Below are 24,450 nucleotides of genomic sequence, written 5' to 3' on the forward strand. Positions count from 1 at the left end.
ACAAGTAGATTTTTAGCTTTAAACGTAAAAGCCATATCGCCATAATTTTCATTATCATCTTTAAATTTAGTGTATTTTATATAACAGTAGATGGTTAGAGTCATTTGTTATAGGTAGTGTAAATAAGAACCTGCTAGAGCTGATAAGATCTTTATTTTAAGGTGGCTACGTCATTGCAAGTGTTTGTTGCTTGATGTCAGATATAGTTTAAATAGCCAAAATCATAATCAGCTTTTAGTTTAAGGCCTATCTGGGCTAGGTGTTTCATCATTTTTTTTGCTATCTTTTATGAAACTATGTTGTAATTACCGCTAACTCCGATAAATACACTCTCTGCAAAACTATAGCTACAAAATAATAGGCTAACGAAGAGTAACTTTAACTAGATTTTTCATATTTTAAAATTTACCTTAAATTTTGCTCTTAACTGTCTTTAATACTTCATTATTTTGTCACTATAAAAACAGCTTAAAAATTACTAAAATTAAACCATATAAAAGTCAAAATTTGCTAAAATCACAAATTATTTTATTGGCAAAAATAGGATAAAGTGCAAAAATATATCTTAAATTTAATATATACGAATGAAAATTTTAAGTGTCGCACTGACTTTTGTAGAGGGATGTGTTTTGATGTTTAATATCGTTTTAGTAAGCCCACAGATTCCACAAAATACTGGTGCAATAGGGCGAATGTGTGTCAATGCGAACTTAAGACTTCACATTGTTAAGCCGACTGTGTTTGATTTGAGTGAGAAGGCAGTTAGACGTGCTGGACTTGATTATTGGCACTTGCTTGAGCCGATCGTCTGGGAGAGTTTGGATGAGTTTTTGATGCAAAATATCAAATTTAAAGATAGATTTTTCTTCGCTACCACTAAGACAGATCGCCTTTATACAGACGTGGCATTTTTACCTGGAGATTTTATATTTTTTGGTGGTGAAAGCACTGGTCTGCCAAGAGAGCTTATGGATATAAATTTTAAAAATGCCATCACGATACCGATGGGAGAGCGTGGTAGAAGCCTAAATCTAGCCATGAGTGCTGGTATCGTAGCGTATGAAGCGATAAGACAGAATTTAGATAAATTTGAGTTTAGACAAAAATTAAATGGGAGCGGTATTTGAGAGTATTTTTGGCTTTAGTTTTTATCATAGTTTTTGGTTTTGCAGGCGAGATAAGTATTGCTACGTATAATGTGGAAAATTTATTTGATTGTAAAAACGATGGGAGTGAGTATAAAGACTTTAAAGTTGGCAGTAAAAGTAAGTGGAACTGTGATATAGCAGATGAGAAGCTAAGTCGCATAAAGGAGGTTGTGTTGAGTTTAAATAGCGATATAATAGCACTTCAAGAGATAGAAAACGAGCAAATTCTAAAAGAGCTTGTGCGTGGGACTGAGTATAAATATGCTGTTTTTAGTGTCGGCGAAAATGCCCCTATTGGACTTGGGATAATATCAAAGATAATGCCTATAAAAACGCAAGAATATGCTGTGCCAAATGTAAAAACTAGAAATATTTTAAGAGTTGATTTTGAGCTTGAAAATAAGAACTTCAGCGTTTTCGTAGCTCATTTTCCTGCACTTAAAAATGGCTTAAGTGTTCAGCAAAAGGCCGAGAGAACACTCAGAGTAGCACTTGAAGGTGTAAAAAATGGTGTAGTTTTGGGCGATTTTAATACACCATTTGGCGAACGCTCACTATTAAATGATATTATTTTAACTCGTGGATATGTTGATCTTTGGGAAGTTTTGGAGTATAAACAGCGTTACTCACATGTGAGTGCAAATGGCAAAAAGAGTGCGATAGATCATATTTTGCTATCGTCTGATATAGTAAAAGGCGTTGAACTAGGCTATAAAAATGAGAGTTTTGAGGTATTTAGAGCTAAATTTATGCTAGATTCAAAAGGGTATATAAAAAGAGAAAACGGTAGAAATTTATACTCAGATCACTTTCCTCTTAAATTTATCCTAACAACTGATACGCAGACGCAAAGAAGTGGCTTTTTTACTCAAATTTTTGGCTCAAAAGATGAGATAAAAGCTAAACAAAAAGATAAAAAGTTGTCACCAGCTATTGGTGATGAAAGTAGAGTAGTAAGTATAGATGATATCTTTGCAAAGCCTAAAAATACGCCATTTTTGCTTAGTCGTGCAGTCGTGGTGCATAAGGATAAAAATGGCTTTATAATCTCTTCAAATCATCGTGGCATTTATGTTTTTAACCCTGATAATAATTTTGAGCTTGGGCAGATGATGGATATGCTGATAACTAAGACAAAAATTTATAAAGATGCATTAGAAGTGGCGACTTATGAGGTTAAAAAGCTATATGAAGTGCAAAATCCTGAGCCGTTTATGATGAGCGAAAGTATGCTTAGTGAGGCTAGAAGTGGCGATGTGATAGATAGGATAAGTGGTGAGCTAAAAAATGGTGAGCTAAAAACGCCTTATGGCAATGTGCGTGTGTATAGTAAGAACGGACGACTAAAAGATGGCGAAATCACGCTAAAAAATGTGCGTGTTGGCTCATATCAAGGCAAGATACAACTAGTGGTTGAGCGATGAGTGTGTTAGATAGTATAATGCTTACGGCTTTTATCATTTTTATAGTATTTATGATAAGAGGCGTAGTGCTACAAGTACAGAAAAAAGATGAAATAAGGGCTAAAATGAGAGAAAAAAGAGAAGAGATGAAAAAAATTAATAAAGAGAGTGAAAAATGAAAGAGTTATTGATAGAAATAGGCGTAGAGGAGCTTCCTGCGATACCATTTTTGCGTGAGTTACCAAATATAAGGGCTAAGTGGGAAGCAGTATTAAATGAATATCGGTTAAAAAGCGAGTTTGAGTTTTACTACACGCCACGCCGTTTGGTCTTTTGGCATAAGGCTTTCCCTGAAGCAGGAGATGATAGCATTGCAGAGTTTATTGGAGCACCAAAGCAGGTGGCTATAAAGGATGGCGTATATACTCAGGCAGCTTTAAGCTTTGCGAAAAAGTGCGGTATAAACGAGAGTGAGCTTGAGTTTAAAAATATTGATGGTAAAGAGGTTCTTTATCATCAAAAACAGATAAAAGGCAAGGTTAGCGTAGAGCTGTTTGGTGATATTATAGAGAAATTTTTGCTTAGCCTTAATTTTGGTAAGTCTATGCGTTGGGGCGATGGTGAGTTTGAGTTTATCCGCCCTATAAGGTCATTTTTGTGCTTATTTGGTGATGAGAGTGTGGAATTTAATAAATTTGGCATTCATAGCGAGGCGTCAACCCATCCGCATAGGAGCATTGGTTATGACAAGGTCGCTGTAAGTAGTGCGAGTGAGTATTTTAGTGGTGCGATCGCTCGTGGTATAGTACTAGATGTTGATAAACGCCGTGAGATAATCTTAGATGAATTTAAACAAATTAATGCTAAAAACGGCGTCCAGATAGAGATAGATGAGAGTTTGCTTGATGAAGTTGTGAGTATCACAGAGTATCCTAAGGCGTTGTTTGGTAGCTTTGAGAGTGAGTTTTTGGATGTACCTAGCGAAGTCATAATCACTTCAATGAAAGAAAATCAGAGATATTTTCCGGTATTTAAAGATGGCAAATTAAGCAACCATTTTGTTGTCGTTAGCAACGCTATATGCGATGATTATACACTTATCGTAAAAGGGAACGAGAAAGTGTTACGCGCTAGGCTAAGTGATGCGATGTTTTTCTGGCAGAGCGATCTCTTAGCCGAGTTTAGCCCTAAAAAGCTTAAAAATATCACATATCTAAAAGAGCTTGGTAGTCTTTATGAAAAAGAGCTACGTGAGCTAAAGGTGGCAAATTTCTTGGCTAGGCTTTATAAAAATGAGCTTAAAACGCAGTTTGGAGATGGCTATGAGAATGATATAGAACGTGCAGTAATGCTATCAAAAGCTGATCTTACAACACAGATGGTTTATGAATTTACTGAGCTTCAAGGCATAATGGGACACTACTACGCAAGAGCAAAGGGCGAAAACGAGCTAGTCGTAACTGCCATAAAAGAGCAATATCTACCAGATGGTGAAAATACTGAGTGTCCGTCAAATCTCTTTAGTGATATAATAGCACTTTCAAATAAGCTTGATACGCTTATAGGGCTATTTAGTGTAGGGAAAATTCCAAGTGGCACCAAAGATCCTTATGCACTTCGTCGTGCAGCAAATGGTGTGATAAAAATCGTATTAAATCATGGGCTTAAATTTGATATTTCGGCGATCTTAACAGAACTTGCGAGCGAATACAAGAGCTTTGATGTTAGGTTGCTTGAGAGCTTTATGCTTGATAGACTTTATACATTTTTTGACGCAAATGCATCTATCATTAAGGCTTGTATAAATAGTGGCAAACGCGACATAGTAGAGCTTGCACGTGCGATTGACGCGTTAGCTAGTATCGCTGCAGATGATAAATTTAAAGAGAATTTCTCAACCTTTAAACGCCTTGCAAATATCTTAAAAGAGGCTAAAATATGTAGCGTAGATGAGAGTTTATTCGAGCTTAGTGAAGAGAGGGCATTAAATGATAAATTTAAAGCACTCAAAAGTGACCCAAATAACTACAAAGCAAGACTAAATGAGTTATTTGAACTAAAAGATAGTATAGACGCATTCTTTGATAAAGTTATGATAAATACCAAAAATGAAGCCATAAGAAATAATCGCATCGCCACAATAGGACAAATTTATAACGAATTTATCAAAATCGCTGACATAAAAGAGATAAGCATATGATTGCTGCTTTGATATTTGCGACCCTGATATATATATATATATATCGATAGAAGCAATAAAGGAGAGCCAAATTTGCTCTCCTTATTAAAAGATAAAATTTTAAGTAAAAATGATAATGTAAATTTAATAATATGCACTACGCCACTTCAAATGGTTATTGCTAGGCATATAGTGCAGATTTATAGCGATGAAAAGTTTTACTTTCTTTTGATAGCTGATACTAAAAATAAAAATGAAATTTTTGATTACTATTTTAAAAGCCTATCAAAATTTTGTCTAAAAAATTTTTCGTTTTATATATCTTATAACCAAATTTTATTTTTGCTTGAACTACGTATCAAAGGGCTTTTGATGCCAAAAATTAATAAAATATTTATATCTAGCATAGATAATATATCGGTGCAGACTTTTTTAAATTCTATTAAATTTGATAGTGTTTGTACGTTTGACGATGGTACGGCAAATTTAGTTACAGATTCATATTATGATTCTTTAAAATACGAAAGATCAAAATTATCTATAAATATACCTTACCTGTATGATAATTGGCTAAATCCAAAATTTACAACAAGTATTATAAAAAATTTATCAAGTATCCACTACACTATCTTTAAAGATATACCAAATGTAATTGAACTAAATAGGCAAAATAGCATAGATATGCGATATATCTGTCCTTTTGAGTGTGATGTAAAAACAGATACGAATCAAAAAGAGTGTATTAAAATTTTTATAGGCTCTCCTGAATTAGAATTGCAAAATGATTCGCAACAGATTGTAGCACATTTTAAGATAAACTACGTGATAAACCACCCAAGGCAAATTTATAAGCTAAGAGATGTAGAAATACTTGACACAGAAGGCTTGATAGTGGAAGATTATATATTATCGTGTTTAAAAAATAATCCCCATATAAAATATCATATATATACTTTATTTAGTAGTGCAGCTTTGACAATGAGAAATTTTAATGGCGTTAAAATAACAGCAGTACAGACAAATAGAACAAAACAGGTGCTAAATAAAAATTTAAAAACTTTGTTCCAAAGTGTAGGTATAGAGATATTAAATTTTTAGATTTTACTCTAGCTCTATCTTTGCTGTTAGATCACTTAGTCCTTGCAGATATGGAGCCGATGTGATGATGGCGTTAATGCCAGTTGTGGCATACTCTTTTGCATTTTTTAAGTTTATGCCACCTGTGGCGGTAATTTTAGCATTTGGATTTATCTTATCTTTAAGAGTGATTGCATAGCTAATCTCATCAACGCTCATCTTATCACACTGCACTAGCTCCACTCCAGCTCTTAAAAGCTTTTCTAAATTTATTAAGTCATCGCACTCTACACCTATAATCTTTTCTGGCATTTTACTTTTAAATTTAGGAATTTCAGCCAAAAATTCATCAAAATTAGTGTAAGCTTTTATATGATTTTCAAAAAAATAATACACTATCACTGAGGTTTAGTCTATGTACTCCACCGCCTCCAGCCACAACCGCACTCACACAAAACTCCTTAGCAAATGGATAACTTTTGCGTGTAGTTAGTATTTGGCAGTGTGGAGCTACTGCTTTTACAGTGCAAACCATCTCGTGAGTGTAGGTTGAAATTTTACAGGAGTATTCAAGTAGGATTTGCACCAGTTTCCACACTTTGTGTATGTTAGCATACGCACCAGTTGCCATAAACAGCACATCTCCTGCGTTATAAATTTTAGAATTTGTCCCCATACTTTGCACCGAGCAATTAAGCATCTTTGCGATACATTCACATATGTCGACATTACTTAGCACAACACTCTCACGAGTTAGTATACTTAGTTTAGCGAGACGATTTAGATGTTTAGTCTGAAGAGAAGTAGTAAGATCTTCAAATGGCACATCGGAGCGGATATACTCCCAAATTTGAGCATCGCTTATCATTTTGTGGCTTTTTTGAGTGGCAGCTTGGTACGTTTTTTAGTAAGCATAGTTTGAAATATGCAGTCATTATAAAGCCCATAATGGTAGAAGCTAAATGCTACTAGGCTCACACCAGCTGCCACGTGCAGTCCTTTGCTAAAGCGATTTTTCATATTAAACGCTGTGAGTGTTGCAAGCCCTAGCGATATACCCATACCGACTTTTGCGATAGTGCGTTGAGTTTGTAGGTTCAGTAATTTTCCACTTATCTTACTTTCCAAATTTAACTCCTTTCATTGAGTTTAAAAGCAACCAAATAGTCGTACCATTATGCAGTACCGCCGTTGCGATAGGATTTAGCATACCGATAGTAGCGGCACCTAAAATAGCCGTATTTATGCCAACAGTTGCTGTAAAATTTGAACTAATTAGTTTCATTGTATTATTTGCCAACTCTTTTGCAATCGCAACGCTCATAATGTCATCTTTTAATAGACTTATGTCGGCTGTCGCCTTTGCTATATCAGCACCTTTATGCATACTTATGCCAACGTTTGCTTTAGTTAGTGAAGGTGCGTCATTTATGCCGTCACCTATAAATGCGACATTTTTACCCTCGTTTTTAAGGCGTTCTATAATGAGTGCCTTATCAGTTGGCAGACATTCGGCAAAAACCCGGTCTATCCCTAGCTCACGTGCAACCTCTTCGGCTTTGCTTTTTATATCGCCACTTAACATAACTATCTCTTTAACACCCAAATTTCGTAGTCGCTGCAACATATCTTTAGCATTTTCTCGCATATCATCTTTCATAGCAATAACGCCTACTAGTTCTTTATCATAGCCTATATAAAGTAATGTCAGACCACCATTTAAACTCTTGTTTATCGTATCATTATGAGAGCTAAAATCTATCATCTCATCATCTTCTAAAAAGTGGCGAGAGCCGATGACGACCTCTTTACCATTCATAAAAGTTTTTACTCCGTGAGCTACGATAAACTCAACTTCGTCATGGTGAATATGATGAAATCCACGCTCTTTTGCCGCATCTACGATAGCTTCAGCTACTGGGTGAAAGTAATGCTCTTCTGCACTTGCGGTTAAATTTAATATATCGCTCTCGCTAAACCCCTCTTTAAACGAATAAATTTCAACTACACTTAGTTGTCCGTGCGTAAGAGTACCGGTCTTGTCAAATACAAATGTATCCGCTGATCCAAGGGCTTCTATAGCCTTTGCACCTTTGATTAAAATTCCATTTCGTCCAGCCTTTGATATACTTGATTTAAAAGCAACCGGTGTAGCTAACTTTAAAGCACATGAGTAATCAGCCTGAAGTACCGCTGCTACACTATCCATATTTTGTCTTAAAAGATATGATGCACCCGCAAGGCTAAGCGTAACTGGCACGAGTTTATCGGCTAGTTTTGAGGCACGAAGCCCTATGCTTGATTTTTCGTTTAGTGAGCTTTGGATATACTCCTTTATACGTGCGGTTGCGGTGTCACTACCGACATTTTCTGCCCAAATTTTTATACGTCCCTCTTCAACGACTGTGCCACTTATGACACGATCGCCTCTATTTTTAGCCACTGGCTCTGCTTCACCCGTCATAGATACTTGATTAACACTAGCACTTCCTTCTACTATATAGCCGTCTATGCCGATGTTTTCACCAGCTCCGACAACTACTATATCGCCCTTTTTAACACTTTCAGTCTTTATCTTTTTAAGAGTTTTTTTGCCATTTTTATCACGCTTTTCTATCCAGACTTCCTCTATATTTGGCTTAGCTAGTTCTTTTATGAGATCATCACTTCTATGAGAGGCACTTTCCTCCATATATTCACCTAAATTTATCATTACGTTTGTGCTATTTGCTGCTAGGTGATCGTTTCTTGCTAAACTTACTCCAACCGCCATTGCTTCAAGCACCTTTGAAGTTATGCCTTCACTTTTTAGCTCTTTTATTCCTTGCCATAAATTTGGTGCAGCAGCGTATAGACTAAGAGCTGTTTTGGCGGTCATATTTGGCAGTAGTGGTGTTATGGCTAGAGCCACACTTGCCTTATAGATATTTGTTTTGCTTGGTAGCGAATTATCTTTTGGCTTTGTTGGCATATGCAGATTTGAGACAAATGCTATTATTTTATCTAAATTTTTCTCATACTCTATGACGATACTTTTTGCGTATTTATTTACACGTGCGTTTTTAACGTCAGCTAACTCACAGATATTAGCCTCTATAAAGCTTACATCACTTCTGTCATTTATCTGTTCGCATAATAACCGCACACGGTTTTTGCTCTGGTGAACGATGCGGATACTATTTTTGTTCTTCAAGCTCTGCTTTAACATCTTCAAACCGCTCTTTTAGCTCTTCTATGCCAGCATTTATCAAGGCACCACCTTTGATGATCGCCTTAAATACGCACTCTTGAGCCTTTTGATTAGTTAGCACGTATGCTACTATACCACCCAAAACTAACCCCTTTACAAAACCTGCGGCGTTGAAGTTTTCAGGCACTAAAGGTAAGTTTTGTGCTGCTTCATTTATTGCGTTGTCTACGGCACTTGGCTGTGACTTGGTTAACTGTGAAGCCGTTTTTTCATCTACTACAATATAAGGGTTTTTCATTATTTACTCTCCAAATTTATAAGTTTTTCAGTTGTGATTAACATACCTATGCCTAGTACAATCTTTGTGGCGGCATAAGCGTATTCACGTCTTGCGATTGAGTTTGATGCACTGATGGCAACAGCAGTCGCGATACCGCCAGTTAAGCTCATCTTTGCGATGTTTGTTGCGATATGTTTTTTTGACTTGGTTTTGGTCGTACTTAGCTCATAGACTGTGGCACCCATACCGGCCACCAAAGCTCCACTTAAGAAATGATCTAGCGGAAGTCTTGTATCAGATAAAAATTTAGATGTTACTTTGCTCATTTTTTGTACCTAGTTATATTATGCTTGTTTTAGCTCTGTTGTGACTTTTTTAGCTCGTGGTTTTGTCGTCTTTTTTACGGTTTTTGTTGCAACTTTTGTTATTTTTAAATTTTTATCAGCAAATTCCTTTGCTTCGTTACTGACTTTTGTTGCAACTTTTTTACCATCTTTGTATAAATTTTTTGCTACGTCTTTACCTTTTTTAAAGCTATTTAGAGCACACTCTTTTAGCTCATCTCGCCTATTGTAGGCAACTACTGCCAATGCTCCAGCTGCTATACCAGCTATAAATGGAAGTGCCATTTTAAATCCTTTATTATTTATTTGATTGTTAATCATCTGTTTGATCCTTTTGGTTGTTTAAATTTTTACTTATCGTTGTTATGCTGATTGCACCCAAAGCCAAACCGCTAAAAAATGGAAAATTTGGATTATTTAAAATTTTTGCTATTTCAGTCTTGTCTGCTTTTCCATTTATGATATTTTGCAGATTCTCATTCATTTCATTAAAGCTTTTTTGATACTCATTTATAATATTTTCATAGCCATTTTGAGTAAAATCATTTAAATTTATATTCTGTTGTGATGTCTGCGTATCTTGGCTAAGTTCAGCTTTTAATGCATGTTTTAAGGCTTTTATATACTCATTGTTTGATGTAGCCCAAAGCCTGAAAAATATATCTTTTAGCTCCTCGTCATTTAGTTCATCTGTAAAGCCCTCATACATTTTACAAATTTGAATTTCATAGTTTAGGGCTGAGATTAGTGCGTCTTGCAAGTTATCAGGTTTTAAAAATGCGTTTGGTGCGTTATCATCCAGTTTTATAGCATATTTTTTCGCATACATTTTTATAAGCTCTATTGCATTTTGTCTAATAGTATAAATTTCATTAAAAATTTTATCAAAGCCAATCAAACTTTGATAAAGCTCTTGAGCACTTAACTCACTCAAAAAAGCCGCTTTTAAAAGCTCATCACGCACAATAAACCTCCCTGGCTACCTCATTTATCACAGTAGAAATTTTGTCTAGGTTTCGTCCTTTAAGTAGATCTTCCCACATATCTTTTGAGAAAATTGTATGATCGTATTCGATCGTTACTGAGCCGATTATTTTATTAAATTTTACACTTTTTATACCATTTATCTTTGCGATCATTTCATCGATCTGACTTAAGTTTATGGTGCTATCAAGCTCTTTTATTTTTGAGCTTACGCGTACCCTTAGACGACCATTTGTATTTGAAATGATGCTAAAATATGATGCGATTTTTGCTAGTGTTTGAGTTTTTATATCCACATTTTTTCCTTTTTAAAATTGATTTAATTATCTGATTATATAACTTAAATACAACTTAAAGTTTTTTGTTTATCGTTATCAAAATAATAAAAATAATGATAAATTTTTAACGCCTTATTTTCGCTCACAATTGTTGCAAATACCGTATAATATCATGGTATGGGCTAAAGCGTTAAACTCCATTTTGTGACAAATTTCATCTTGTCTTTGCTCTATTATCTCATCATGAAATTCAATCACTCTGCCACATTTTTCGCATATTAAATGATCGTGATGAGATTTTAAACTTAGCTCATATTTTTTTATGCCATTTTGCTCATATATATCGGCTAGTCCGCATTCATCTAAGAAATTTAGAAGTGAGTAGATTGTTGGAAGTGAGATATTTTCTTTATGTAAATGCATAAATTTTTCTTGTATTTCGTTGGCACTTAGGTGCGTTTGACTAAGATACATAATAGATAAAATTCGCTCTTTTATGTATGAATTTTTGTGGGATAGCTTACCCATAAAGTCTGAAATATGTTTATAAAATTTATCAAAATCTCTCAAATTTTCTCTCTTTTTGATAATTATTATAAAAATTTTATAATTTTACCGCTTAATGCAAGGTAAATTTTTGTATAAAGCGGATTATAAGTTTTTTTTGGTATAGTTTCGAAATTTTTAAGACTTAAAAAGGAAAAATATGACATACGACGAACTAGAGTTAGACGCTGTTTTACTCGAAGTTTTAGAAAATCGCGGAAGTTTTGATTCGATGGATGATGAGGAACTTTATGAGTTGATAGAACAGATAGCTCAATACACTGATGGCGATTATGAAGAGGCTTTTGAGTATATGACACAGTTTTCGCCGATCCCTAAAAAACGCTTCGTTTCACTATTTATGGTTTAGTTTTAAACCATAAATAGCTTATAAAAATATTCATTTAAAATTTCTTTCAGTTTTTTATATTTGCTTTGTTTTAAACTATTGTTAAAAAATATCTTATATATCATGCATACTTTTGTAACAATAATTAGTATTTTGATGGTTTATTGATATGTGTAGAAGAACTATACTAGTTCATAAAAACAGACTGTCATTATTGATATTTTCACTAAGACTAACATCTAAATCAGGTCTATCTACATTACTATACCACTACATATTAGTGTTTGATACACTAAATAAAAATTTAAAAGCCAAAGGCAAAATGTTGCAATTTTACTCATAATTTTCATTTTAAATTTTTATTCATAAAGATAAAATGGATATGTCAAGTATTAAATTAAGTTGAAAAATTCAAAAATATTATATGGCTAAAAGATATTAATAGCATATCTATTTTAAAAAATTGGATAACGAGAAAAATATACACTTTTAGAAAATGCAATAAAAGCCTTGTTATGGATAAAATTATTGACTTTAATTATAAGTAAATCTAAAAAACATAAAAATTTTATTGGTTTTTATGCGAATGGAGTATAAAATATTAGAAATTTATAAAAGTGAAAATATGGATATAATCTTAGTTATTGAATATGTTGGTATCGCATCCGCGTCACTAAGCGGGTTTTTATTTGCAGTTAAAAAAGATTGTGATTGGCTTGGTGCTTTTGTGGCAGCATTCTTAACAGCTCTTGGCGGTGGTATAGTTAGAGATGTGCTTGTGGGACGAGATGTCTATTCATTTACAAATTATATGCCTATTAGCATAGTTATAGTTATGCTTTTTATCTCGCATTCTCTGAAATTTCACCATAAACGTGAGGAATTAGAGAAGAAATTTATATTTATCTTTGCCGATGCTATCGATGTTATATGCTTTTCTATAGTTGGATCGATGGTCGCATTAGAGTATGGATATAATGTATTTGGTGTTGTTATGATTGCGTTTTGCAACGGCGTGGGTGGTGGTATTTTACGTGATATTTTATTAAATGAAATTCCGTGGTTTTTACGCACCGGACTTTATGGGACGATTAGTATGTTTGTCGGATTTTGTTACTTTTTGTTACACTACTTCGGATATATTGAGTTGCCTTTTGTGCTGACACTACTTGCACTTGGTCTTATTATGCGTATGGTGGCGTATTATCGTGGATGGAAACTTCCTGATTTATGATTAAATTTAGTGAGTTTTTTGAGAGCTGGGCTCATCAAAATTATTATAAATTTGGCGTGGATATAGGCAAAAAAGGTGATTTTTACACTAGTATAAGTGTGGGCTGGCTTTTTGGTGTGAGCTTAGCAAACTATTTTATAAAATGCATTGAACGTAAAGAGCTTAGTGACACGTGTGCTATTGTCGAGATCGGTGCAAATGACGGTATGATGATGGCAGATTTTATACAGGGTATCTTTACGCTTAGGCCAAGTCTTTTAAAGACATTAAAATTTATTATTATCGAGCCACACGATATTTTACGTAAACGACAGTTTAAAGCTATTAAAACAAATTTTGCAGATGAGATAAATTTTACTCATTTTACAAATTTGAGCGAATTTTATACAGATGAAGCGTTTTTTATCTCAAATGAACTTTTTGACAGCTTTTCGTGCGAAGTATTTGATCTTTTAGGTGGTGAAAAACAGCTTTTTGTCAATGATGGTGCTTTAATTTGGAGTAGGGCGGATAAAAAGGATACTTTAAATTTAAAAAAAATCGGTTTTGAAAAAGGTGAAGTTTGTTTTGGGCTTGGTAAATTTGCGAGTGAAATTTTTAAATGTGCCAGGCGGATTAAATTTATAACGTTTGATTATGGAGAGTGGGCTTGGCGTGGAGATTTTAGTATTAGAGTTTATAAAGATCATAATGTTTTTAACCTTTTTGAGATTAAAAAATTAAAGGATTTTTATGGTATAAGTGATATTACATATGATGTTTGTTTTTCACATTTGGCACGAGAATTTGAGAAAAATGGCTTTAAAATGGTTAAATTTAAAAGGCAAAATGAAGTTTTGATAGATGATTTTGCTATCAGTGAAATTATGCAGATAGTGCTTGAAAATGGCAGTGAAAATGTATATAAAAATGCCATAAAACAACTTAAATTTTTAACACATCCAAATTTTTTAGGCGATAGATTTAAATTTGTAGAGTTTGATAAAAATATATGAATTTTTACCTTTATTTGCTCAAATAAAATTTATCAGTTCGAACTAATTTTATTACCAATTTCTCTTGCTATATTGGCAAACTCCGCATTAACCGCACTTGCTAGATCATTTGGTGCAATTTTTATCTGCTTTCCACGCACCCCGGCACTTATAAGTATATAATCAAGCTCACTTGCTCTTTTATCGATAAAAGTCGCAAAAGCCTTTTTCATTGCAATCGGTGAACAACCACCACGTATATAGCCAGTTATCTTTTCAAGATCACGTAAATTTATAAGCTCACAGCGTTTAGCATCTGCCATATGAGCCAACGCCTTTAAATCAAGCTCTAAATCGCCTTGAATACACGCGACGATGTAATTTTTTGTATCGCTTACGCAAACTATTGTTTTGTATATGTGTTTTATATTTTGATGTGTCGAATTTGCAACGTGGATTGCACTTAGATCATCCTCATCTACAGGATATTCTATGAGTTCATAGGCTATTTTTAGCTTATCTAAAAGCCGAGCTGCATTTGTTTTATGTATCATATTTTCTCATTTTTACAAATTTTTTGTATAATTATACCCAAAATCAAAGGAGAGATAATGCCAGACGAAATTGAAGAGAGCAAAAGTAAAAAAAATGGTGGCAAAAGTGTGCTTATAGTAATTATTATAGCCATACTTGTATTATTGCTTATAGTTGGTGGTTTAGTAATGTTTTTGCTAAGCGGAGAAGATGAGCAGATGGCAAATACCGCACCACAGGCACAAATACAACAATCAGCACCAGCCAAACAGCATGGAAAACGTAGTAGCGACTTTACAAATATGGGACCAATATATCCACTAGATCAGTTTATAGTAAATTTGCTTAGCGAAAATGGTTCAAGATTCCTTAAAACAAAGATAGATATGGAGCAAAGTAGCGAACAATTAACGCCAGAACTAGACAAGAAGAAGGCACTTTTAAGAGATATTATCATTCGCACACTATCGTCTAAAACCTATGAAGAGGTCAGTACTGCAAAGGGCAAAGACAGACTAAAGGATGAGATAGTAGGCAAGATAAATGAGGTGCTAAGTGATGGATATATCAAAAATATCTACTTTACTGACTTTGTGGTGCAATGATAGGCATTGACATCATTAGTATCGAGCGTATAGCACGGCTTAGAAAGCGATATGCGAAAGCGTTTTTGCAACGCTTTTTAAGCCACGATGAGATAGTCTTGGCTAAAAGCGATGCGAGTTTGGCTGGGCTTTGGGCGGCAAAAGAAGCTGCTAGTAAAGCACTTGGTGTTGGCATTAGCACTGAGTGTAGTTTTTTTGACATTATGATTAGCAAGGATGTCAAAAATGCTCCTGTTATTAAATTTAGTGATAAAATTTATAAGAAATTTAGTATAAAAAACGCATCACTTAGTATAAGTCATGATAGTGGGTTTGCTATTGCAGCGGTGATACTTGAAAAAAATGTATTTTAAATTTGGTAAAATCTTTTAAACTTTTTCTAAAAATCTCGCCTAAAGTAGTTTTTATATTTTTTACACTTATATTAAACCAGAAAACAAATAGCACAATACTTACGCAGATAAAATAAATTTATCGCTTGTGTAAATACTAATTTGTCCTAAAGACAAATTTAAAAACAATCTTTAAAAACAACAATCAGCTCACATCCACTCTAAAACCTGCACGATATTTTTTGCATAAAAGCACTTTAATCCACTACTTTCAAGTGGCTTGTTTGGTATGATAGCATTTTTAAATTTTTGCGTTTTTGCCTCTTTTAAACGCTGATCTAGGTTAAAAACTTCACGTATTTCTCCGTTTAAACTAAGCTCACCTATAAAGATACTATCCTTGCTGATAGGGCGATTTTTAAAGCTACTTACAATAGCAGCCATTACGGCAAGATCGGCAGCAGTTTCAGTTACTTTAACGCCACCTGAAACATTTATGAAAACATCATAATGCCCAAGTGGTAGCTCTACTTTACGCTCAAGCAGGGCTAAGAGCATATCAAGGCGATTTTTATCATATCCAGTGCAACTGCGTTTTGGATAGGCACTTTCGCATACAAGTGCTTGAATTTCTATACTTAAAGCACGTGAGCCTTCCATTATTATAGTGATCGCACTACCGCTTATCGCCTCACCTCGTGTAAAAAATTTGCTAGAAATTTCATTTGCACTTACTAGTCCTCTTTGACTCATCTCAAAGATTCCCACTTCGCTTGTTGATCCGAAGCGGTTTTTAAAACCACGCAGTATTCGTAGCTCACGACTTGCATCTCCTTCAAAGTAAAGCACCACATCCACCATATGTTCCAGTACTCTTGGACCAGCAATTGAGCCTTCTTTTGTGATGTGCCCGATGATAAAAATCGTAATATCGTTATCCTTTGCCAAACGCATAAGCTCAAACGTGATCTCTCTTACCTGAGAAACTGAGCCTGGAGCTGAGCTTATATCGTTTGAATAAAGTGTCTGAATGGAGTCAATGATTAGAAATTTATAATCATTTTTTTTTACTTCTGTGATTATATTTTCAAGGCAAATTTCAGTTAAAAGGTATAAATTTTTATCCACAGCTCCTAGTCTGTCGGCTCGTAGTTTTATCTGTGACGCACTCTCTTCGCCACTTACATATAGTGTTTTGTATTTTTCTTTGGCTAAATTTGAAGCGATTTTTAAAAGCAGAGTTGATTTACCGATGCCAGGACTACCGCCGATTAGCACGATAGAACCATCTACTACGCCACCGCCAAGGACTAGATCAAGCTCTGTATCTCTTGTGCTAAAGCGTCTTATGCTCTCAACCTGTACTTTATCAATACTGACCGCATGGCTTGGTTGAGTTGAAATTTTAGCTATTTCTTGATTGATTTTTATCTGTGTCTCATTTAGCTCTACAAAGCTATCCCATGCACCGCATTCTGGGCATTTGCCGACCCATTTGCTCTGTTGGTTGCCACACGCTTGACATTCAAAAATACTCTTTGTCTTTGCCATTTTTCATCCTTTTTAAGCGATTATATTTTAAATTTGATTAAATTTAGTTTGATAAATGGTGTAAAAATTTAAAAATACCTACAAAATGAAACATTAAAATAAAAAATTTATAAAATATTTGCAAAAAACATACAAATCAATAAAAATTTAAACTTATTTAAATATAATCACCAAATCTTTTTAATTTGGAGATATTATGAGAGAAAACAAACTAAGCAGAAGTCAGTTTATGACTATCTCCCTTACGCTTTTTGCGATGTATTTTGGTGCGGGTAACTTTATATTTCCGCCAAATTTAGGTAAAGAAGCTGGCGATCACTTTTATATCGCTATCTTGTTTTTCTGTGCAACTGCAGTGCTTATACCAGTGCTAGGCGTGGCTGGCATAGCTCGTGCAAAGGGTCTTAGAAATCTTGTAGATCGCGTAGATCCTATATTTGCGATAGTATTTATCGTGCTTTTATACCTTACTATTGGACCACTTTTTGCGATACCAAGAGCGGCAAATATGCCATTTGATATAGCGATTAAGCCATTTATAAATTTAGACAATCTTCAAATTTATCTTATGGTATATTCTGCACTTTATTTTGCGTTAAATTATTATCTTTGTATGAACCCATCTCGTTTGGTAAAACTTCTTGGTAGATACCTAACCCCTATACTTTTAGTGCTTATCTTATTGCTATTTGGTGCTGGATTTTTATTTCCAATAGGTGAGTTTGTTGCTGCTACTGGAGATTATGCTGCACACCCTGCGGCAAAGGGCTTTGTGGAGGGGTATCAGACTATGGATACTTTGGCGTCTTTGGCGTTTGGCATCATTGTTATAAATGCCATAAGAGCGGTCGGTATAAAAGATGAGGATCATTTAGTTGGCTCAACTATAAAAGCTGGTATAATGGCTGGCATCATTCTTATGCTTATATATCTTATGCTTGGCTATTTGGGTGCGACCTCAGCTAGTTTGTTTAAAGACACTGCTATAAATGGTGCTGAATTGCTATCTCGTATAAGCGACCATTACTTTGGTGGTGCAGGTGTAATAATACTTGGCTCCGCGTTTTTCCTAGCGTGTTTAACCACAACTTTGGGACTTATTACCTCGGCTGGCGAGTATTTTGTAGAGCTAACTAATGGCAGAGTAAGATATAAAGTGTGGGTTATTTTATGGTGTGTTATCGGCTTTGGTGTAGCAAATTTTGGACTTACAACCATTATAAAAGGTAGTATTCCAGTGCTGGTTGCTATATATCCTGTAGCTATTATATTAGTTATTTTATCTTTGATAAATCATTTAATAGATTCAAACAAGATAATTTACCGTGCGTGTGTCTATACTTGCGTGATTATCGGTATAGTAAATGGACTTGATATCATAGGTGTAAATATCCCACTTTTGACAAATTTTATCAAAACTTTTCCGTTTTATGACTCTATGCTTGGCTGGATTGTGCCTAGTATAGTGGCTTTTGCGTTAAGTTATGTGTATTATTTTGTGCTTGATAAAAAAGAGGGAAGCTATTAAATTTATTTTGCCACTCTATATTTGAGTGGCACTTGCTTTTTTATCTTTTTAAAACTCCCAAATATATCGCAAACATCGTAATGCCAGCACCAATCCACTGAGCTAAACTTATAAGTTTAGCTAGTAAAAATGCGTCTATAAAAAGTGCAGCGATAGGTTCACTTAGTAGCAAAATTCCAGTTAAGCTAAGTGATATAAGAGGCACCGAGTAAGCGATAAGTCCCCACGCTATGCACTGCATAACTGAACCATAAATAAAAACAAGTGAAATTTCAGTAAAATTTTGTGGGAAAAATCGGTGTGAGTTAATAGCGATGGCTATTGGCAAAAGCGATATCGCACCGCCAAAACTAAGCAAAAACATAAGTGAAAAAATATTTGTCTTTTCGTGCTCTCCTATCTTTTTTATGCAAAGCATAGATAGTGATAAAAATATACCAGAAACAATACCGCTTATAAAGCCCCAGCTGGCATTAATATTGGTTTTAAATTCTGGTAGGGCTATTAAAGTTATGCCAAAAAATGCCAAAAATAAGGCAAACACACTAAATTTACTAAGCCTCTCTTTTAAGATAATGACACCTATGAATGTAAGTCAGAAAATTTGTAAACTATTTAAAAGAGTCGAAATACCAGGACCTATGGCATAAATACTCTCGTGCCAAAGTGCTAGGTCATATGCTAAGAATACGCCTGAAAGTAGGGCTAGGAATATTACTTTTTTAGAGTGTGGTAAGGATTTGTATCTTAATTTCATAATGATGAAAAATATAATTCCAGCGATAAAAAGTCTCCAAAATGCTACAGAGTAAGCACCAAGAGAGATCTTTGCTACAATAACACTACCAAGCCCAAAAAGTATGCAACCAAGAACTAAACCAAAGGACGCTTCGCGTTCATTTAGTTTTTTATTTATAAATTTCATCAACCAAATTATCTAAAAACTCATCTGGGTTAAACTTAACCAGATCGTCTATGCTTTCACCAACACCGATATAAAGTATCGGTAGCTCAAGCTCACGAGCCACACCAAATAATGCACCACCCTTTGGTGTGCCATCAAGCTTCGTGATAATGACCCCATCAAGGCTAACTATATCGTTAAACGCTTTTGCCTGTGCGACACCAGCATTTCCTTGTGTGCCATCTAAGATTAAAATTTTTCTATGTGGAGCTTTTTCATAAGCCTTTTGACTTATTCGCACGATTTTGCTTAGCTCATTTGCTAAATTTGTCTGATTTTGCAGACGCCCTGCAGTATCGAGTATGACGCAGTCTATCCCCTTTGCAAGAGCAGAACTAATAGTGTCAAATGCGACAGCAGAAGGGTCATGTCCTTGTTGGGTGGATACTATCGGCACGTTTAGTCTTATTGACCATTGGCGAAGCTGCTCTATCGCTCCTGCACGAAATGTATCACAAGCTCCTAGTATCACGCTCTTGCCATTTATTTTATATAAATTTGCTATTTTTGCGATAGTTGTAGTTTTGCCTGCCCCATTTACGCCTAAAATAAGATCAACAAATGGCTTGTCTGGCTCTATAATCCGTTCTTTTTCGTAGATGAAGTAGCTACTCATCACACGACGTAAGTCATCGCGTTTGACTTCGTTTTGTGGCGGTAGATAGTAGATGATCTCTTCGATAATCTCATATGGTACATCTGCTTCTAGTAAAATTTCTTCTAAAATTTCTTTGCTTATATTTTTAGAAGTTTTTACTCCTGTCATTGCCCCAAAGGTGCGTTCAAATCCTCTTTTGATAAGGTCTATCATTTTATTGCCTTTAAAATATCGCTTTCTAGCATCTCCTCAGGAACTAAGCCTTTATAACCTATGACGTATTCGCCTTTAACATTATACATTATAGATGATGGCAATCCATCTACGCCACCGACAGCTTTTTCTAGTATATAGTTTGCATCACCGACTGAAATGTCATATTTTATATTATAGGTTTTAGCAAATTCCAATATCTCTGCATCACTTTTATTTTCGAGTAATATTGCAATGATATTTAAATCCTCTTTAAATTTTTCACTTAGATTGTTTAGGTGCGGTATCTCAGCTTTGCACGGTGGACACCAAGTCGCGAAAAATACAAATAAAGTCGCCTTTTTTTCGGTGTCACCTTCATAGTTTATATCAAAATTATCGCCATTTTGTTGCAGTGCTACCTTTTTACCATTTAAAAGCGTTAGTTCAAATTTTTTATTTTGAATCTCATTTTTTTTTGCTTGTATCGTGTTGCTTTCTGTTAGATTTTGATTTTCGCTCTTGCTTGTGTCAAAATTTTGTGAGTTTTCACTATTTTTATCGCATCCAACGAGGGTAATTAGACATAAAAATGTTATAATGCTCAATTTAAATTTCATAATATTTTCCTTTTTAAGATTTTTAGAAAATTATACAAAAGATTAATAAAATGAGTGTTAAACTAGATAAAAAAGAATTTAGAAAAGTTGCCCTTAAAACTATAAAAAGATCTACTAAAAATAGTGCAAAGTGTAGCAATTACAGTATTTTAAACACTCTTGAGCGACTTATCAAATTTAGCAATTCACATAAAATTTTACTATACATACCACTTAAATATGAGGTTGATGTGTGTAAAATAAAGCGAAAACTATCAAAAAAATGTCAGTTTTTTGCCCCTTTTATGGTAGGACTTAGCTTAAAAATGGTAAGATTACGAATGCCATTTTTAGTTTCTAAATTCAATGTTAAACAACCGCTTGGCATAAAGCGAAGTGATGTGCGACTAGATATGGCAGTAGTTCCAGTTCTTGGAGTTGATGGGGCTATGGCTAGAGTAGGGCACGGCAAAGGTTTTTATGATAGATTTTTTAGTTCGTTGCCATATCGCCCAAAGATGATAGTTTTTGTTCAGGCAAAAGATTTTTATATCGAACAAATAATTACGCAAGAGCACGATGTTTGTGGCGAATTTTATATAACTCCTAGACAAAATTATATTAAACGAGGAATATATGATAGAAGTTTTAATAGGCTTAGGAGCCGGTGTGGTGGGCGTTGGAGCAGGGTATGCGTATGCAAAAAAGATAAATGATGCAAATTATAATATCTTTTTAGAGCAGGCAAAGGCAAAGGCAAAGGCGATAGAGTATGAGGCTGAATTAACACTTAAAAACTCAAAAATTTCAGTGCAAGAAGCCGAGTTTGAAGCAAAAAAACGCTATGACGATAAAACTACAAAACTACAAAAAGAATATAATCAAAAATTTGATGAGCTAAATAAAAAAGAGCAAATTTTGCTAAATGAGCAAGAAATTTTAAATGAAAATAAAAATAATCTCGAGCGAGATAGAAGTGAAGCAAGACTAACTTATGAAGAGGGATTAAAATTAAAAGCTACCTATCAAAATAAAGTCCAAGAGGCGTTAAAAGTTTTAGAACATGCGGCTGGACTTACAGAAGAAGAGGCACGTGAGCTAGTGCTTAAAAAAGTAGAAGAGAAGTCTCGTGCGGATATCGCTCACATCGTAAGAAAACACGAAGAGGAGGCTAGGCGTGAGAGCAAAAAAAGAGTGAATTACATCCTGGCTCAAGCGACTTCACGTTTTGCTGGTGAATTTGCTGCCGAGCGTCTAATAAATGTTGTAAACATCAAAAACGATGAATTAAAAGGTCGTATAATAGGCAAAGAGGGACGTAATATAAAGACTCTTGAGATGGTACTTGGCGTTGATATTATCATTGATGATACGCCACATGCAATCATACTAAGTAGCTTTAATCTATACCGCCGTGCGATAGCTACACGTGTTATTGAACTTTTAGTAGATGATGGTCGCATACAACCAGCTCGTATAGAGGATTTGCATAAAAAAGTAACAGAGGAGTTTGAGCAAAGCATTCAAGAAGAGGGTGAAAATATCCTTATAGACTTAGGTATAAATAAAATTCATCCAGAGATTGTAAAGCTTATAGGAAAGCTTAAATTTAGAGCTAGTTACGGACAAAATGCCCTAGCACATAGCTTAGAAGTGGCTCATCTTGCAGGCATTATAGCAGCTGAGACTGGCGGAGATGAAAAATTGGCAAAAAGAGCAGGTATACTTCATGATATCGGCAAAGCTTTAACGCACGAATACGAGGGAAGCCACGTTGATTTAGGTGCTGAAATTTGCAAACGATATAAAGAACATCCTATCGTTATAAATGCTATTTATGCCCATCACGGACATGAAGAAGCTATGAGTATTGAGAGTGCTGCAGTATGTGCGGCAGATACTCTTAGTGCTGCTCGTCCTGGTGCAAGACGTGAAGTTTTAGAGAGCTTTTTAAAGCGCGTTGAAGAGATAGAAAATATTGCAAAAAGTAAAGATGGCATAAAGCAAGCTTATGCTATAAATGCTGGTCGTGAGATACGTGTCATCGCAAACGCAAAGCTTATAAATGACGATGAAGCGGTGCTTGTAGCAAAAGAGATTGCGCAAGAGATAGAGGATAAAGTGCAATATCCTGGTGAGATAAAAGTAAATGTTATACGTGAGACACGTGCGATTGATTATGCAAAGTAGGGTGAAAAATGATGAAAAAATTTATTATTTGGTTGTGTTTAACTGTAGTTTCGTTTGCTAGTGAAGAGTTGGTATTAAGCTCGGCAAATTCGTTTGTAACGACAATGCGAGTAAATTCTAAAGCCCCAATAAAAGATCTTTTACAAAGCTCAAAAGCTATTATTGTATTTCCGAGTGTGAAAAAAGTCGGCTTTGTCGTCGGCGGTATGGGTGGCGATGGCGTGATGATCGTAGGTGATATGAGCTCTCCAAGCGAGATAGTTTCAGTCAGTATTAGTGGCGGAAGCCTGGGGCTTCAGTTAGGATACGAAGATAGTTCATTGGTTCTTTTTGTACTAAAAGATAGTCTAGTAAATGATATAAAAAATTCCAAACTTACTATAAACGCCAATGCATCTTTTGTATTTGGCAATATCGGACGCAGAGCAGATAAGATTAGCGATTTTAAATTTTCAAGTGATATTTATGCTTATGCAACAAATGATGGATTTTTCGCTGGGGCTAGTTTTGGTGGAGCAGTCATAAGTGTAAAAGATGAGAGCTTAAAACAGAGTGGTTACGCTTACGAGCAGTTAATAAACGCTACTTCTAAATTTTAAGAGCAGAATGATGCAAGATACGCTTAATTCACTCTCAACGTATGGTTATATCATTTTGTTTTTATACACTTTGGGTGGTGGTATGGTTGCACTCATTGCAGCTGGAGTACTAAGCTATGCTGGTAAAATGGATATAGGTGCAAGTATAGCCATAGCAACAGTTTCAAACGCACTTGGTGATACATTACTTTTTTACCTAAGTAGATACAACAAAAGTGCTTTTTTGTCATACATTAGACCGCATCGTAGAAAACTCGCATATTCGCATATTTTAATGAAGCGATATGGCGATAAGATAATATTTTTTAAAAAATTTATATATGGGCTAAAGACTATTGTGCCAGTGGCAATAGGACTTACTAGTTACTCATTTTATAAATTTATCGTGATAAATGTGGTGGCATCTATTGGGTGGGCTGTTATTATTGGTATGCTTAGCTATTATGCTGGTGAGTTTTTTATCAAAGTGAGTGATTATATGGACTCACATGGATACATTATGCCTATCATAATGCTTAGTATTTTAGGTGGAATTTGGTATTTTTTAAAGAATATTACAAAAAAACGCAGATAAATTTTATATATTTTATTTAAAATTAAGTATTTTTTCTATATAATTCAATTTCCGCTTTATAGAAAAGCGTTTTGTTCTTTAACTTAACAATGTTAAACTATTAGTCAATCTTTGAAATCTAAACAAGTGATCGATTGAGCCATATTTAACTCAGGCTTTCTTTGGAAAGTAGAGTTAGATAAAAAACTAAATATCTTT

31 protein-coding genes are annotated in these 24,450 nt (G+C 34.7%); 15 read left to right on the plus strand and 16 right to left on the minus strand.

Going from position 1 to position 24,450, the window contains the following annotated elements; all coding sequences use genetic code 11:
- Positions 1-632 precede the first annotated feature (632 nt).
- The 5 genes from KDE13_RS08610 to KDE13_RS08630 all read left to right on the plus strand — a co-directional run bounded on the left by KDE13_RS08610 (position 633) and on the right by KDE13_RS08630 (position 5,828).
- A complete protein-coding gene (locus tag KDE13_RS08610) occupies positions 633-1,127 on the plus strand; it encodes a tRNA (cytidine(34)-2'-O)-methyltransferase (RefSeq protein WP_212140541.1) in 495 nt (164 codons plus the stop codon).
- Complete coding sequence (locus tag KDE13_RS08615; RefSeq protein WP_212140468.1) at positions 1,124-2,572, plus strand: endonuclease/exonuclease/phosphatase family protein; 1,449 nt, start codon at positions 1,124-1,126, stop codon at positions 2,570-2,572. The genes KDE13_RS08610 and KDE13_RS08615 overlap by 4 nt, the downstream gene beginning before the upstream one ends.
- Positions 2,569-2,730, plus strand: coding sequence for a hypothetical protein (locus KDE13_RS08620; protein WP_212140469.1), 162 nt, complete (start codon positions 2,569-2,571; stop codon positions 2,728-2,730). Before KDE13_RS08615 ends, KDE13_RS08620 begins: the two co-directional genes overlap by 4 nt.
- Positions 2,727-4,751 carry a glycine--tRNA ligase subunit beta gene (gene glyS / locus KDE13_RS08625; RefSeq protein WP_212143587.1) on the plus strand — a complete coding sequence of 675 codons (2,025 nt, stop codon included), beginning with the start codon at positions 2,727-2,729 and terminating at the stop codon, positions 4,749-4,751. The genes KDE13_RS08620 and glyS overlap by 4 nt, the downstream gene beginning before the upstream one ends.
- Positions 4,752-4,823: 72 nt before the next feature.
- Positions 4,824-5,828, plus strand: coding sequence for a glycosyltransferase family 52 (locus KDE13_RS08630; protein WP_212143589.1), 1,005 nt, complete (start codon positions 4,824-4,826; stop codon positions 5,826-5,828).
- 3 nt (positions 5,829-5,831) lie between these two features.
- Here KDE13_RS08630 and KDE13_RS09690 read toward each other — a convergent pair whose 3' ends face one another.
- The 10 genes from KDE13_RS09690 to KDE13_RS08675 form a co-directional block, all read right to left on the minus strand.
- Positions 5,832-6,209 (minus strand): beta/alpha barrel domain-containing protein, encoded by a 378-nt coding sequence (locus tag KDE13_RS09690; RefSeq protein ID WP_338083723.1) that lies wholly within the window; start codon positions 6,207-6,209, stop codon positions 5,832-5,834.
- Positions 6,187-6,675, minus strand: coding sequence for a beta/alpha barrel domain-containing protein (locus tag KDE13_RS09695; protein WP_267873714.1), 489 nt, complete (start codon positions 6,673-6,675; stop codon positions 6,187-6,189). The genes KDE13_RS09690 and KDE13_RS09695 overlap by 23 nt, the downstream gene beginning before the upstream one ends.
- Positions 6,672-6,935: a helicase gene (locus tag KDE13_RS08640; protein ID WP_212143590.1), complete on the minus strand. Its 264-nt coding sequence runs from the start codon at positions 6,933-6,935 to the stop codon at positions 6,672-6,674. The genes KDE13_RS09695 and KDE13_RS08640 overlap by 4 nt, the downstream gene beginning before the upstream one ends.
- Entirely contained in the window at positions 6,925-9,015 is a 2,091-nt protein-coding gene (locus KDE13_RS08645; protein WP_411508630.1) for a heavy metal translocating P-type ATPase, read from the minus strand. The genes KDE13_RS08640 and KDE13_RS08645 overlap by 11 nt, the downstream gene beginning before the upstream one ends.
- Complete coding sequence (locus KDE13_RS08650) at positions 8,984-9,295, minus strand: YtxH domain-containing protein (RefSeq protein ID WP_212140474.1); 312 nt, start codon at positions 9,293-9,295, stop codon at positions 8,984-8,986. Before KDE13_RS08650 ends, KDE13_RS08645 begins: the two co-directional genes overlap by 32 nt.
- Positions 9,295-9,603 carry a magnetosome protein MamC family protein gene (locus tag KDE13_RS08655; protein WP_212140475.1) on the minus strand — a complete coding sequence of 103 codons (309 nt, stop codon included), beginning with the start codon at positions 9,601-9,603 and terminating at the stop codon, positions 9,295-9,297. Before KDE13_RS08655 ends, KDE13_RS08650 begins: the two co-directional genes overlap by 1 nt.
- Positions 9,604-9,621: 18 nt before the next feature.
- Positions 9,622-9,942 carry a hypothetical protein gene (locus KDE13_RS08660; protein ID WP_212140476.1) on the minus strand — a complete coding sequence of 107 codons (321 nt, stop codon included), beginning with the start codon at positions 9,940-9,942 and terminating at the stop codon, positions 9,622-9,624.
- Entirely contained in the window at positions 9,935-10,585 is a 651-nt protein-coding gene (locus KDE13_RS08665) for a ferritin-like domain-containing protein (RefSeq protein WP_212140477.1), read from the minus strand. The genes KDE13_RS08660 and KDE13_RS08665 overlap by 8 nt, the downstream gene beginning before the upstream one ends.
- Complete coding sequence (locus KDE13_RS08670) at positions 10,578-10,901, minus strand: HMA2 domain-containing protein (protein ID WP_212140478.1); 324 nt, start codon at positions 10,899-10,901, stop codon at positions 10,578-10,580. Before KDE13_RS08670 ends, KDE13_RS08665 begins: the two co-directional genes overlap by 8 nt.
- A gap of 114 nt (positions 10,902-11,015) precedes the next feature.
- Positions 11,016-11,453, minus strand: coding sequence for a Fur family transcriptional regulator (locus tag KDE13_RS08675; RefSeq protein ID WP_212141788.1), 438 nt, complete (start codon positions 11,451-11,453; stop codon positions 11,016-11,018).
- Positions 11,454-11,589: 136 nt separating this feature from the next.
- Here KDE13_RS08675 and KDE13_RS08680 point away from each other — a divergent pair, with 136 nt between their 5' ends.
- From KDE13_RS08680 to KDE13_RS08690, 3 genes are all read left to right on the plus strand, one after another.
- Positions 11,590-11,799, plus strand: coding sequence for a hypothetical protein (locus tag KDE13_RS08680; RefSeq protein ID WP_009651509.1), 210 nt, complete (start codon positions 11,590-11,592; stop codon positions 11,797-11,799).
- Between the two features lie 604 nt (positions 11,800-12,403).
- Positions 12,404-13,012: a trimeric intracellular cation channel family protein gene (locus KDE13_RS08685; protein ID WP_212141787.1), complete on the plus strand. Its 609-nt coding sequence runs from the start codon at positions 12,404-12,406 to the stop codon at positions 13,010-13,012.
- On the plus strand, positions 13,009-14,007 hold the full coding sequence (locus KDE13_RS08690) for an SAM-dependent methyltransferase (protein ID WP_229204411.1): 999 nt from the start codon (positions 13,009-13,011) through the stop codon (positions 14,005-14,007). Before KDE13_RS08685 ends, KDE13_RS08690 begins: the two co-directional genes overlap by 4 nt.
- Positions 14,008-14,039: 32 nt before the next feature.
- Here KDE13_RS08690 and ybaK read toward each other — a convergent pair whose 3' ends face one another.
- Positions 14,040-14,540: a Cys-tRNA(Pro) deacylase gene (gene ybaK / locus KDE13_RS08695; protein ID WP_212143591.1), complete on the minus strand. Its 501-nt coding sequence runs from the start codon at positions 14,538-14,540 to the stop codon at positions 14,040-14,042.
- 57 nt (positions 14,541-14,597) lie between these two features.
- On the opposite strand from ybaK, the gene fliL reads away from it, so the two are divergent.
- Both fliL and acpS read left to right on the plus strand, forming a co-directional pair.
- Entirely contained in the window at positions 14,598-15,125 is a 528-nt protein-coding gene (gene fliL / locus KDE13_RS08700; RefSeq protein WP_212140482.1) for a flagellar basal body-associated protein FliL, read from the plus strand.
- Positions 15,122-15,478 carry a holo-ACP synthase gene (gene acpS / locus KDE13_RS08705; protein ID WP_212140483.1) on the plus strand — a complete coding sequence of 119 codons (357 nt, stop codon included), beginning with the start codon at positions 15,122-15,124 and terminating at the stop codon, positions 15,476-15,478. The genes fliL and acpS overlap by 4 nt, the downstream gene beginning before the upstream one ends.
- A 189-nt stretch (positions 15,479-15,667) precedes the next feature.
- Here acpS and radA read toward each other — a convergent pair whose 3' ends face one another.
- A complete protein-coding gene (gene radA, locus KDE13_RS08710; RefSeq protein ID WP_212140484.1) occupies positions 15,668-17,008 on the minus strand; it encodes a DNA repair protein RadA in 1,341 nt (446 codons plus the stop codon).
- Positions 17,009-17,204: 196 nt separating this feature from the next.
- On the opposite strand from radA, the gene brnQ reads away from it, so the two are divergent.
- Positions 17,205-18,536, plus strand: a complete 1,332-nt coding sequence (brnQ, locus tag KDE13_RS08715; protein WP_212141784.1) for a branched-chain amino acid transport system II carrier protein — start codon at positions 17,205-17,207, stop codon at positions 18,534-18,536.
- Between the two features lie 40 nt (positions 18,537-18,576).
- Here brnQ and KDE13_RS08720 read toward each other — a convergent pair whose 3' ends face one another.
- From KDE13_RS08720 to KDE13_RS08735, 4 genes are read right to left on the minus strand one after another with little or no spacing between them, the layout of a single operon-like run.
- Entirely contained in the window at positions 18,577-19,080 is a 504-nt protein-coding gene (locus KDE13_RS08720; protein ID WP_212143592.1) for an EamA family transporter, read from the minus strand.
- A 51-nt stretch (positions 19,081-19,131) separates the two neighbouring features.
- Positions 19,132-19,461 carry an EamA family transporter gene (locus KDE13_RS08725; protein ID WP_212143593.1) on the minus strand — a complete coding sequence of 110 codons (330 nt, stop codon included), beginning with the start codon at positions 19,459-19,461 and terminating at the stop codon, positions 19,132-19,134.
- Positions 19,445-20,311, minus strand: a complete 867-nt coding sequence (ftsY, locus tag KDE13_RS08730; RefSeq protein WP_212143594.1) for a signal recognition particle-docking protein FtsY — start codon at positions 20,309-20,311, stop codon at positions 19,445-19,447. Before ftsY ends, KDE13_RS08725 begins: the two co-directional genes overlap by 17 nt.
- Positions 20,308-20,910 (minus strand): TlpA family protein disulfide reductase, encoded by a 603-nt coding sequence (locus KDE13_RS08735; RefSeq protein ID WP_212140488.1) that lies wholly within the window; start codon positions 20,908-20,910, stop codon positions 20,308-20,310. The genes ftsY and KDE13_RS08735 overlap by 4 nt, the downstream gene beginning before the upstream one ends.
- A gap of 50 nt (positions 20,911-20,960) precedes the next feature.
- Between KDE13_RS08735 and KDE13_RS08740 the strand changes: the two genes are divergently transcribed.
- From KDE13_RS08740 to KDE13_RS08755, 4 genes are read left to right on the plus strand one after another with little or no spacing between them, the layout of a single operon-like run.
- Positions 20,961-21,605, plus strand: a complete 645-nt coding sequence (locus KDE13_RS08740) for a 5-formyltetrahydrofolate cyclo-ligase (RefSeq protein WP_212143595.1) — start codon at positions 20,961-20,963, stop codon at positions 21,603-21,605.
- Entirely contained in the window at positions 21,526-23,079 is a 1,554-nt protein-coding gene (rny, locus tag KDE13_RS08745) for a ribonuclease Y (RefSeq protein WP_212140490.1), read from the plus strand. Before KDE13_RS08740 ends, rny begins: the two co-directional genes overlap by 80 nt.
- An 11-nt stretch (positions 23,080-23,090) precedes the next feature.
- A complete protein-coding gene (locus KDE13_RS08750; RefSeq protein ID WP_212143596.1) occupies positions 23,091-23,678 on the plus strand; it encodes a lipid-binding SYLF domain-containing protein in 588 nt (195 codons plus the stop codon).
- A 10-nt stretch (positions 23,679-23,688) separates the two neighbouring features.
- Positions 23,689-24,252, plus strand: coding sequence for a DedA family protein (locus KDE13_RS08755; RefSeq protein ID WP_212143597.1), 564 nt, complete (start codon positions 23,689-23,691; stop codon positions 24,250-24,252).
- Positions 24,253-24,450 lie beyond the last annotated feature (198 nt).

It is taken from the genome of Campylobacter anatolicus (assembly GCF_018145655.1).
GTDB lineage: Bacteria > Campylobacterota > Campylobacteria > Campylobacterales > Campylobacteraceae > Campylobacter_A > Campylobacter_A anatolicus.

What these genes read in the sequence shown, in the direction of transcription:
- KDE13_RS08755 (WP_212143597.1), top strand. Translation starts at nt 23,689, where the DNA reads ATGCAAGATACGCTTAATTCACTCTCAACGTATGGTTATATCATTTTG.
- KDE13_RS08650 (WP_212140474.1), bottom strand. Translation starts at nt 9,295, where the DNA reads ATGAAAAACCCTTATATTGTAGTAGATGAAAAAACGGCTTCACAGTTA.
- ftsY (WP_212143594.1), bottom strand. Translation starts at nt 20,311, where the DNA reads ATGATAGACCTTATCAAAAGAGGATTTGAACGCACCTTTGGGGCAATG.
- KDE13_RS08645 (WP_411508630.1), bottom strand. Translation starts at nt 9,015, where the DNA reads ATGTTAAAGCAGAGCTTGAAGAACAAAAATAGTATCCGCATCGTTCAC.
- KDE13_RS08680 (WP_009651509.1), top strand. Translation starts at nt 11,590, where the DNA reads ATGACATACGACGAACTAGAGTTAGACGCTGTTTTACTCGAAGTTTTA.
- radA (WP_212140484.1), bottom strand. Translation starts at nt 17,008, where the DNA reads ATGGCAAAGACAAAGAGTATTTTTGAATGTCAAGCGTGTGGCAACCAA.
- brnQ (WP_212141784.1), top strand. Translation starts at nt 17,205, where the DNA reads ATGAGAGAAAACAAACTAAGCAGAAGTCAGTTTATGACTATCTCCCTT.
- KDE13_RS09695 (WP_267873714.1), bottom strand. Translation starts at nt 6,675, where the DNA reads ATGATAAGCGATGCTCAAATTTGGGAGTATATCCGCTCCGATGTGCCA.
- acpS (WP_212140483.1), top strand. Translation starts at nt 15,122, where the DNA reads ATGATAGGCATTGACATCATTAGTATCGAGCGTATAGCACGGCTTAGA.
- KDE13_RS08610 (WP_212140541.1), top strand. Translation starts at nt 633, where the DNA reads ATGTTTAATATCGTTTTAGTAAGCCCACAGATTCCACAAAATACTGGT.
- ybaK (WP_212143591.1), bottom strand. Translation starts at nt 14,540, where the DNA reads ATGATACATAAAACAAATGCAGCTCGGCTTTTAGATAAGCTAAAAATA.
- KDE13_RS08735 (WP_212140488.1), bottom strand. Translation starts at nt 20,910, where the DNA reads ATGAAATTTAAATTGAGCATTATAACATTTTTATGTCTAATTACCCTC.
- KDE13_RS08685 (WP_212141787.1), top strand. Translation starts at nt 12,404, where the DNA reads ATGGATATAATCTTAGTTATTGAATATGTTGGTATCGCATCCGCGTCA.
- rny (WP_212140490.1), top strand. Translation starts at nt 21,526, where the DNA reads ATGATAGAAGTTTTAATAGGCTTAGGAGCCGGTGTGGTGGGCGTTGGA.
- KDE13_RS08690 (WP_229204411.1), top strand. Translation starts at nt 13,009, where the DNA reads ATGATTAAATTTAGTGAGTTTTTTGAGAGCTGGGCTCATCAAAATTAT.
- KDE13_RS08655 (WP_212140475.1), bottom strand. Translation starts at nt 9,603, where the DNA reads ATGAGCAAAGTAACATCTAAATTTTTATCTGATACAAGACTTCCGCTA.
- KDE13_RS08660 (WP_212140476.1), bottom strand. Translation starts at nt 9,942, where the DNA reads ATGATTAACAATCAAATAAATAATAAAGGATTTAAAATGGCACTTCCA.
- glyS (WP_212143587.1), top strand. Translation starts at nt 2,727, where the DNA reads ATGAAAGAGTTATTGATAGAAATAGGCGTAGAGGAGCTTCCTGCGATA.
- KDE13_RS08750 (WP_212143596.1), top strand. Translation starts at nt 23,091, where the DNA reads ATGAAAAAATTTATTATTTGGTTGTGTTTAACTGTAGTTTCGTTTGCT.
- KDE13_RS08740 (WP_212143595.1), top strand. Translation starts at nt 20,961, where the DNA reads ATGAGTGTTAAACTAGATAAAAAAGAATTTAGAAAAGTTGCCCTTAAA.
- KDE13_RS08725 (WP_212143593.1), bottom strand. Translation starts at nt 19,461, where the DNA reads ATGAAATTTATAAATAAAAAACTAAATGAACGCGAAGCGTCCTTTGGT.
- fliL (WP_212140482.1), top strand. Translation starts at nt 14,598, where the DNA reads ATGCCAGACGAAATTGAAGAGAGCAAAAGTAAAAAAAATGGTGGCAAA.
- KDE13_RS08620 (WP_212140469.1), top strand. Translation starts at nt 2,569, where the DNA reads ATGAGTGTGTTAGATAGTATAATGCTTACGGCTTTTATCATTTTTATA.